Origin of the sequence: Streptomyces sp. ISL-43 (assembly GCF_018614195.1) — a bacterium.
Lineage (GTDB): Bacteria > Actinomycetota > Actinomycetes > Streptomycetales > Streptomycetaceae > Streptomyces.
On record NZ_JAGGOT010000035.1, the window covers coordinates 179,686 to 187,707 of the forward strand.

8 protein-coding genes and 1 pseudogene are annotated in these 8,022 nt (G+C 72.5%); 5 read left to right on the forward strand and 4 right to left on the reverse strand.

Annotated elements, in window-relative coordinates; genetic code table 11:
* Positions 1-87: 87 nt before the first annotated feature.
* On the forward strand, positions 88-1,134 hold the full coding sequence (locus tag J7F03_RS21725; RefSeq protein ID WP_251072247.1) for a M4 family metallopeptidase: 1,047 nt from the start codon (positions 88-90) through the stop codon (positions 1,132-1,134).
* Positions 1,135-1,220: 86 nt separating this feature from the next.
* Here J7F03_RS21725 and J7F03_RS21730 read toward each other — a convergent pair whose 3' ends face one another.
* Complete coding sequence (locus J7F03_RS21730; protein ID WP_308379872.1) at positions 1,221-2,513, reverse strand: MFS transporter; 1,293 nt, start codon at positions 2,511-2,513, stop codon at positions 1,221-1,223.
* A 135-nt stretch (positions 2,514-2,648) separates the two neighbouring features.
* On the opposite strand from J7F03_RS21730, the gene J7F03_RS21735 reads away from it, so the two are divergent.
* Complete coding sequence (locus tag J7F03_RS21735) at positions 2,649-4,682, forward strand: prolyl oligopeptidase family protein (protein ID WP_214951876.1); 2,034 nt, start codon at positions 2,649-2,651, stop codon at positions 4,680-4,682.
* 24 nt (positions 4,683-4,706) lie between these two features.
* Here the strand turns inward: J7F03_RS21735 and J7F03_RS41150 are convergent, their stop codons facing one another.
* Both J7F03_RS41150 and J7F03_RS41155 read right to left on the reverse strand, forming a co-directional pair.
* Complete coding sequence (locus J7F03_RS41150) at positions 4,707-5,297, reverse strand: FAD-dependent oxidoreductase (protein ID WP_308379876.1); 591 nt, start codon at positions 5,295-5,297, stop codon at positions 4,707-4,709.
* The gene (locus J7F03_RS41155; RefSeq protein ID WP_251072279.1) at positions 5,234-5,404 is read right to left on the reverse strand and encodes a hypothetical protein; all 171 of its coding nucleotides are present in this window, start codon (positions 5,402-5,404) and stop codon (positions 5,234-5,236) included. The genes J7F03_RS41150 and J7F03_RS41155 overlap by 64 nt, the downstream gene beginning before the upstream one ends.
* A gap of 329 nt (positions 5,405-5,733) precedes the next feature.
* On the opposite strand from J7F03_RS41155, the pseudogene J7F03_RS21745 reads away from it, so the two are divergent.
* The 3 genes and pseudogenes from J7F03_RS21745 to J7F03_RS21750 all read left to right on the forward strand — a co-directional run.
* Positions 5,734-6,480 (forward strand): annotated as a pseudogene (locus tag J7F03_RS21745) (amidohydrolase); the annotation flags it as partial.
* Positions 6,481-6,558: 78 nt separating this feature from the next.
* A complete protein-coding gene (locus J7F03_RS41160) occupies positions 6,559-6,864 on the forward strand; it encodes an oligopeptide/dipeptide ABC transporter ATP-binding protein (protein ID WP_251072278.1) in 306 nt (101 codons plus the stop codon).
* Entirely contained in the window at positions 6,861-7,745 is an 885-nt protein-coding gene (locus tag J7F03_RS21750) for an ABC transporter ATP-binding protein (protein WP_214951880.1), read from the forward strand. Before J7F03_RS41160 ends, J7F03_RS21750 begins: the two co-directional genes overlap by 4 nt.
* A 39-nt stretch (positions 7,746-7,784) precedes the next feature.
* On the opposite strand, the gene J7F03_RS21755 is transcribed toward J7F03_RS21750, so the two are convergent.
* On the reverse strand, positions 7,785-8,022 hold a 238-nt coding region (locus J7F03_RS21755), incomplete at its 5' end, for a putative Ig domain-containing protein (RefSeq protein WP_214951882.1).

Below are 8,022 nucleotides of genomic sequence, written 5' to 3' on the forward strand. Positions count from 1 at the left end.
AAAGTCGGTGGCGTTGAGCAAGGATCGCGTCCGCAGCTTGCCGCCGACGTTCTTGCGGCACCACGCATCCATCGCAGGAGGATGTCCATGCCCCGCCGTACCTTCCGTGGTCGCAGCGCCGCGGTCATCGCATCCATGACACTGCTCGGCCTGGCCGCCCCGGTCTCGGCGGTCGCGTCCGGACCCGCGGCCGCACTGCCACAGGCCCGCGTCTTCATGGTCAACCCCGTTCAGTCCTCCGGCGATCAGACACTCGCCGATGCCAAGGACTCCGCCGGTGCCGTGCCCGGCTCCGCCTACGCCACGGCCGCGTTGCGCAACCTGGACGGCAGCGGGGGCCTCTCGGGCAAGTGGGTGTACATCCGCTCGGAGACCGGAGCGCCCGCTGCCGTCACGGACGCCGGCCGGTACACCAGGGCGGACGACCAGTTCGAGCAGGTCATGGCCTACTTCTGGGTCAACGAGGCGCAGGAGTACCTGCAAGGCCTGGGCTTCGGGAGCGAACTGCCCGGCGCCAACGACCGGGTTCAGCCGGTGCGCATCAACCAGTGGGGCGCCGACAACTCCTTCTTCACCGACAAGAAGGCCGAGATCCGCTTCGGCAAGGGCGGAGTCGACGACGCCGAGGACGCGGAGGTGATCGTCCACGAGTACGGGCACGCGGTGCACAACGCGCAGGTGCCCGGCTTCGGCACCTCGCCGGAGGCGGGGGCGATAGGCGAGGCCTTCGGCGACTACCTGGCCGTCGAAGTCGGCGACCGCGCTGCCACCGCTCACGGCTGGCCGCGCGGGACGGACCTGGCGTGCGTCGCGGACTGGGACTCGATTTCCTACAGCGCCGCCCCGCACTGCCTGCGCCGCATCGACGGGAACAAGGTCTACGCGGACCGGGTCGGCGAAGTGCACGCCGACGGAGAGATCTGGTCCCGCGCCCTCTTCGACATCCGCGCGGCCCTGGGCGCGCGAACGGCCGACCGCGTCATCGTCAACGCGCAGTTCGCCTTCGCCCCCGACACCAGCTTCCAGGACGCGGCGCTCACCACGATCGCCACGGCCCAGAGCATGTACGGCAAGAGCACCGCGGACGCCGTGCGGGCCGCGTTCAAGGGCCGCGGGATCCCTGGTATTTCGTAGCCTGCCCGCGCCTTCTCCTCGCCTGGATCGGGCGGCGTGCGGCAGTCCTGTGCGGATCCCTCGAAGCCGAGCAGGGCTTAGGGACGTCAGGCCCGTGCCGTGCTCGGTTCGGGCTCCTTCTCCGCGCGGCGGCGCAGGGCGTCCTCGTCCGTCGCCGCGTCGTAGGAGATCAGCTTCGGGAGCAGCGCGGCCAGTACGGCCACCGATGCCACGCAGGCCAGGCCGCCGCTCCACAGGGCCGTGCGGGTGCCGGTCCACCCGGCCATCGTGCCCGCCCGGACCTGGCCGAGCTGCGGGCCGACGCTGTACGAGAGCACCTCGATGCCCGCGAGCCGGCCCCGCAGCGCCTCCGGGATCGTCTGGTTCCAGATCGTGGCGCGCCCCAGGCCGCTGAGCATGTCGCCCGCGCCCGCCACCGCGAGGCACAGCAGCACGAGCCGGATGTCGGTGGTCCAGCCCGCGGCAGCCACCGCCAGTCCCCACACCCCGGCCCCGCAGATCACCAGCAGCCCGTGCCGGCGTACCCGCGACACCCAGCCGCTGGTCAGCCCCAGCACCATCGAGCCGACCGCGCCCGCCGCGTACATCAGACCCAGGGCCCACACCGCGTCGAGCTCGTCCGCGAGGAAGGGGAAGACGGCGTTCGGGAAGGCGAAGAGCATCGCCGCCAGGTCCACGGCGTACGTGCCGAGCAGCACGGGCCGGCTCCACGCGTACCGCGCACCCTCGGCGATCGCGCGCAGCGACGGACGCTCGGCGCCCCGGACGGGCGGAGCCGGGCGCAGCCGCAGGCACAGCAGTACCGATACGAGGAACCCCGCGACCGTGAGCGAGTACGCCGCGGCGTATCCGGCGTACGCGACGATCAGCCCGGCCAGTGCCGGACCCGCGATCGCGCCGAACTGGTAGCGGAGCCCGTTCAGCGCGGCGGCGGCGGTCAGCTGGTCGTGCGGCACGATCCGCGCCATCAGCGAGTCCAGGGCCGGCCGCTGGAGCCCGGTCAGTGCCGACACCCCGCCCGCGACCACGTACAGGGGCCACAGCAGCGGATGCGGCAGGGCCGAGTTCACCAGGAGCACCAGGGCGAGCACCCCGAGTCCGGCCTCGGTCAACAGGATCATCCGCCGCCGGTCGACGGCGTCGGCGAGGGCGCCCCCGTACAGACCGCAGACCACCAGCGGAACCAGCTCCACCGCGCCCATCGCACCGACCGCGAGCGGCGAGTCCGTCAGGTGCTTGATCTGGAGCGGCAGCGCGATCATCGCCATGAACGAGCCGAAGAAGGTGACCGTGCCCTGGTAGAAGAGCAGCCGGAAGTCGGGGCTGGACCGCAAGGGGGCGAGGTCGGGAAGTACGGAGGCCAAACGGGATCTGCTCACGACGGGCCATGGTCGACGTCCGCCCCGCCCGGGGCAACGGATTTTCCGCCCGACCGGGCCGCGGGGGCCGCACGGGCCGGACGGGCGGACCCTGATTGGTCGCAGGCGCCACGGCGGATCCTGCACAATCGGCGGATGAGTGATGCAGACCCCTACCTCTGGCTCGAAGACGTTTCCGGCGCGGCCGCCCTCGACTGGGTCCGTGAGCGCAACGCCGAGACCGTGGCCGAGCTGGCGGCGGAACCCGGGTTCAAGGTGCTGGAGTCGGGGATCCGCGAGGTCCTCGACGACGACGGCCGGATCCCCTACACGCGCCGCCGGGGCCGCCACCTCTACAACTTCTGGCAGGACGCGGACCACGTGCGCGGCCTGTGGCGGCGCACCACGCTGGAGGAGTACCGCAAGGAGCGGCCCGACTGGGAGCCGGTCCTGGACCTGGACGCGCTCGCCTCGGCCGAGGGGGAGAAGTGGGCCTGGGCGGGCAGCGCCGTCCTGGCGCCCGAGCACCGCCACGCCCTGGTCATGCTGTCGAGGGACGGCGCGGACGCCTGCGTGGTGCGCGAGTTCGACCTGGAGACGCTGGAGTTCGTCGAGGGCGGGTTCGAGGTCGCCGAGGCCAAGACCCGGATCGGGTGGATCGACCGGGACCGGGTCTGGATCGGGACGGACTTCGGTCCCGGCTCGATGTCCGGCTCCGGCTACCCCCTCCAGGTGCGCCGCTGGCGGCGCGGCACGCCCCTGGCGGAGGCGGAAGCGGTCTACGAGGGCCGCCCCTCGGACCTGTCCGCCTCCGCGTTCCACGACGACACGCCCGGTTTCGAACGGGACTTCATCCACCGGCAGATCGACTTCTGGCAGCAGGAGCTGTTCCTCCTTCCCGAAGACGGGACCGGCGCCGCGCCCCTGAAGATCGAGGTACCGGACGACGCCAGTGCCTCCGTCCACCGCGAGTGGCTGATCGTCGCCCCCAAGTCGCCGTGGCTCGGCCACGACGCGGGCAGTCTGCTCGCCTTCGACTTCGACGCCTTCCGTGCGGGTGAGCGAGAGGCGGCGGTGCTGTTCACCCCTGACGAGCACACCGCCCTCGCCGGCTGGAGCTGGACCCGCCACCACCTGATCCTCACCACCAGCGCCGACGTCTCCTCCCGGATGGAGATCCTCACACCCGGCCCGGGCCCCGACGGCTGGAGCCGCGCGCCGCTGGCCGGCGTGCCGCCGCTGTCCACGGCCTCCGTCACCGGCACCGACCCGGACGCGAGCGACGAGTTCTTCCTGAACGTCGCCGGCTTCCTCCAGCCGTCCACCCTCTACCGGGGCGCGGCGCCGGCCGGCGCCGACGAGAGCGTCAAGCAGGGCCCGGCGCTCTTCGACACCGAAGGCCTCGCCGTCCGCCAGTACTTCGCGACCTCCGCGGACGGCACCCGCGTGCCCTACTTCGTCGTCGGACCCGAGGACCGCCCCGGCCCCGGCCCCACCCTGCTCTACGGCTACGGCGGCTTCGAGATCTCCATGGTCCCGAGCTACAGCGCGGTCACCGGCCGCGCCTGGCTCGGGCGCGGCGGCACCTACGTCGTCGCGGGCATCCGGGGCGGCCACGAGTACGGGCCGGACTGGCACAAGGCGGCCCTGGGCGCGAACCGGGTCCGGGCGTACGAGGACTTCGCCGCCGTCGCCCGGGACCTCTTCGCCCGGGAGATCACCACGCCCGCGCAGCTGGGCATCGAGGGCGGCAGCAACGGCGGGCTCCTCATGGGCGCGATGCTCACCCGCGAGCCCGGACTGTTCGGCGCGGTCGTCGCCCACGTGCCGCTGCTGGACATGCTCCGCTTCCACAAGCTGCTCGCCGGAGCCAGCTGGATCGCCGAGTACGGGGACCCCGACAACCCGGCCGACCGGCCCCACCTGGAACGGATCTCCCCGTACCACCAGGTCCGGACGGACGGGCCCCCGTACCCGCCGATGCTCCTGCTGACCTCGACCCGCGACGACCGCGTCCATCCCGGCCATGCCCGCAAGATGGCCGCCCGGCTGCGCGAGTACGGTCATCCCGTGCTGTTCCACGAGCACCTCGGCGGCGGCCACGCGGGCGCCACCGACCACGGGCAGACCGCCTTCAACGAGGCACTCGTCCACACCTTCCTGTGGGAGCGGCTGACCCCGCCGAGGTGAGCGCACGGCACGCGCGGGCGGGGATCAGACCTGGCAGGCGATCTCACCCGCGACGCGTTCGCCGGAGGCGAACGCCGCGTTGAGGGTGGACTCCTCCACGTCGGTGTGCTCGCCCGCGAAGTGGATCCGCCCCTCCTGGAGCCCCTCACAGCCGGCTATCGAGGTGTACTGGCCGACCTTGTAGTACTGGTACGCGCCCCGCTGCCACGGGGCGCGCGACCAGTGGTCCTCGTACGCCCTGCCGGTGAAGGCGGCCCTGGTGCCCGGGTACACGTGCTCGACCTGGGAGAGGAACCAGTCGACGTCCGCGGCGGGTGCCGGGCCGTGGGCGGCTCCGGTGAGCGTGTCGCGTGCGGTGTTCCCCCCGGGGAAGCCCACCAGGAGCGCGGGTGACCCATTGGGTCCGAGGGCGACCGAGCCGTCCCAGGCCGTCTGGTAGCCGAGCGGGCCGGTGTTGCTGACGCCGTTGTAGCCGAGTCCGGGCCAGGGCTTGGCCGAAAGCTCGGTGACCAGCTTCGCGTTCTGGCCCATGCCCTGCTGCCGGATGGCGGTCAGCTTGCGGGCGGACAGGCCCGCCCCGGAGAGGTCGACGTCGCGCAGGGTGCTGAAGGGCAGGCCAGCACCACGTGGTCGGCCGCCGCCGTGACCGTGCTGCCGCCGTGGTCGAAGGTGCAGGTGTACGAGCCGTCGCCGTTGCGGCGCAGGGCGACGAGCTCGTGCACCTGCCGGACGGTTCCGAGGTACTCCAGGCAGGAGAGGTGGTCCAGCCGGTACGCCTCCGGGGTGTGGCTGTCGTAGCGCGCGGTGCCGGCCGCCGCGTACGAGGCGCTGAACGCTTCGTAGGCCGCGGCGATCCAGTCGTCCTGCTGCTGGAGCCCGGGGTAGGAGCCGCCGTCGATCCAGGCGGCGTAGTCCCCGGCGTTCAGGGCGCCACCGCCCGCGAGCTCGCGCCGCAGGCCGAGGTCGCGGGCCAGCCCGAGGACCGCGGAGTCGGTGGAGCTGATGAAGGAACCGCCGTGTTCGTGGACCGCGCCGCCGGAGAAGAAGCCGTATCGCCGAGAACTTCACGGCCGGCCTGCTGGAGCCCTACCTCGACGGCTGCGGCTGCGCCACCGGCAACTCGGGGCTCAGCTTCATCGACCCGGAGGTGCTGACCGCGGCGGTGTCCCAGCTCGACGGCTCGGGCTTCCAGATCCATTTCCACGCACTCGGGGACCGGGCCGTGCGCGAGGTGCTCGACGCCCTCGCCGAGGCCCGCGAGGCCAACGGCGCCAACGACAACCGCCACCACCTCGCGCACCTCCAGATCGTCCACCCCGACGACATCGGGCGCTTCGTGAGCCTGGGCGCGGCCGCCAACATCCAGGCGCTGTGGGCCGCCCACGAACCGCAGATGGACGAGCTCACCATCCCCTTCCTGGGACCGGAACGGGCCCGCCTGCAGTACCCGTTCGGCGACCTGCAGCGCGCCGGCACCCGCCTGGTCGCGGGCAGCGACTGGTCGGTCAGCAGCCCCAACCCGCTGTGGGGCATCCACGTCGCCGTCAACCGCTCCGTACCCGACGAGGCCCCCAACTCGCCCGGGACGTTCGAACCGACGGCGCCCTTCATTCCCGAGCAGGCGCTCACCCTCTCCCAGGCGCTCACCGCCTACACCGCCGGCAGCGCGTGGGTGAACCACCTCGACGAGGTCACCGGCACCGTCGAGGTGGGCAAGTACGCGGACCTCGTCGTGCTCGACCGGGATCCCTTCGCCCACCCCTCGCTGGAGATCGCCGACACCCGCGTGCTCCGCACGTGCGAACGCGGCCTCGGACTCCTCCTCATCACCCACGACATCGAGCTCGCGGCCTCCGTCAGCGACCGCATCCACGTCATGTACGCGGGCCGGATCGTCGAGACGGCGCCCGTGGCGGAACTCTTCGCCTCCCCCCGGCACCCCTACACCGCGGGCCTGCTCGGATCCTCCCCGCCGCTCGCCGGCCCCCTGGCCCGCCTCACGCCCATCCCCGGCGCCCCCATGGGGCTGCTGGCGTCCGCGCCCGGCTGCGCCTTCGCACCCCGTTGCCGGTTCGCCGAACCCGGTCGCTGCGACCAGTCCCCGCCGGAGCTGGAACGACACGGCCCGGCCGAGGTCGCCTGCCACCGCGTCGCCGAACTCACCCGCAAGGAGGACAGTTGACCACCGAGCCGAGAACCGACAGCGAGCCGGGAACGGACGCCGCCCCGGAACTTCTCAGGGTGAGGGGCCTGCGCAAGACCTACCACACCGGCGGGACGGAGGTCGTCGCCGTCGACGACCTGTCGTTCTCCGTACGGGCGGGCGGGGCGCTCGGCATCGTGGGGGAGTCCGGTTCCGGGAAGACCACCACGGCCCGGATGCTGGTCGGCCTCGAACGCCCCGACGCGGGGGAGATCCTCGTACAGGGCAAGCCGTTGGCGGCCTCCGTACGGGGGAGGCCGGCTCGGCTGGCGAGGGCCAAGGCCGTCCAGATCGTCTTCCAGGACCCCTACCTCTCCCTGGACGCCCGGATCAGCATCGGTGCGACGGTCGACGGGGTGCTCCGGCTGCACGGAATGTCCGACCGGACGGCACGCGCCGCCCGGGTCAGGGAGCTGCTGGCCCAGGTCGGCCTCGGCGACCGCGAGGCGGCCGCCCTGCCCCGCCGGCTCTCGGGCGGGCAGCGCCAACGCGCCGCGATCGCCCGGGCGCTGGCGGTCGAACCCGCCGTCCTGGTGCTGGACGAGGCGGTGTCGGCCCTGGACGTTTCCGTGCAGGCGCAGGTGCTCAACCTGCTTTCCGACATCCGGTGCGACACCGGCATCGGCCTGGTCTTCGTCAGCCACGACCTGGCTGTCGTCCGCTACGTCTGCGACGAGGCGCTCGTCATGTACCGCGGCCTGACGATCGAACACCGACCGGTCTCGGAGCTCCTCACCGACCCCCACCACCCGTACACGCGGCTGCTGCTGGCATCCGTACCCCGTCCGGGCTGGGACCCCGACTCGATCAGCCGCCGGCGGCGCGAGCTGGATCCCCTGAGCGGTACCGCGACGGCGTGACGCAGGGGCGGGGTGGTACGAGCCCGCCCCTGCCCCGTCTCAGAACCAGTTGATGGTGAGGGGGAAGGTGGTGTTGGCGGTGGCTCCGGTGGAGTCGGTGGCGGTGGCGGTGAGCTGGATGGTGCCACTGGCCCACGGTTTGCCGGTGATGCGTCCGGTGGCGGCGTCGAGGGTCAGGCCCCAGGGAAGGCCGGTGGCGGCGTAGCGGACGGGGGGCTTTCCTCCGGTGGTGGTGAGCTGGATGGTGCAGCTCTGGTTGAACTTGCAGGTCTGCGGG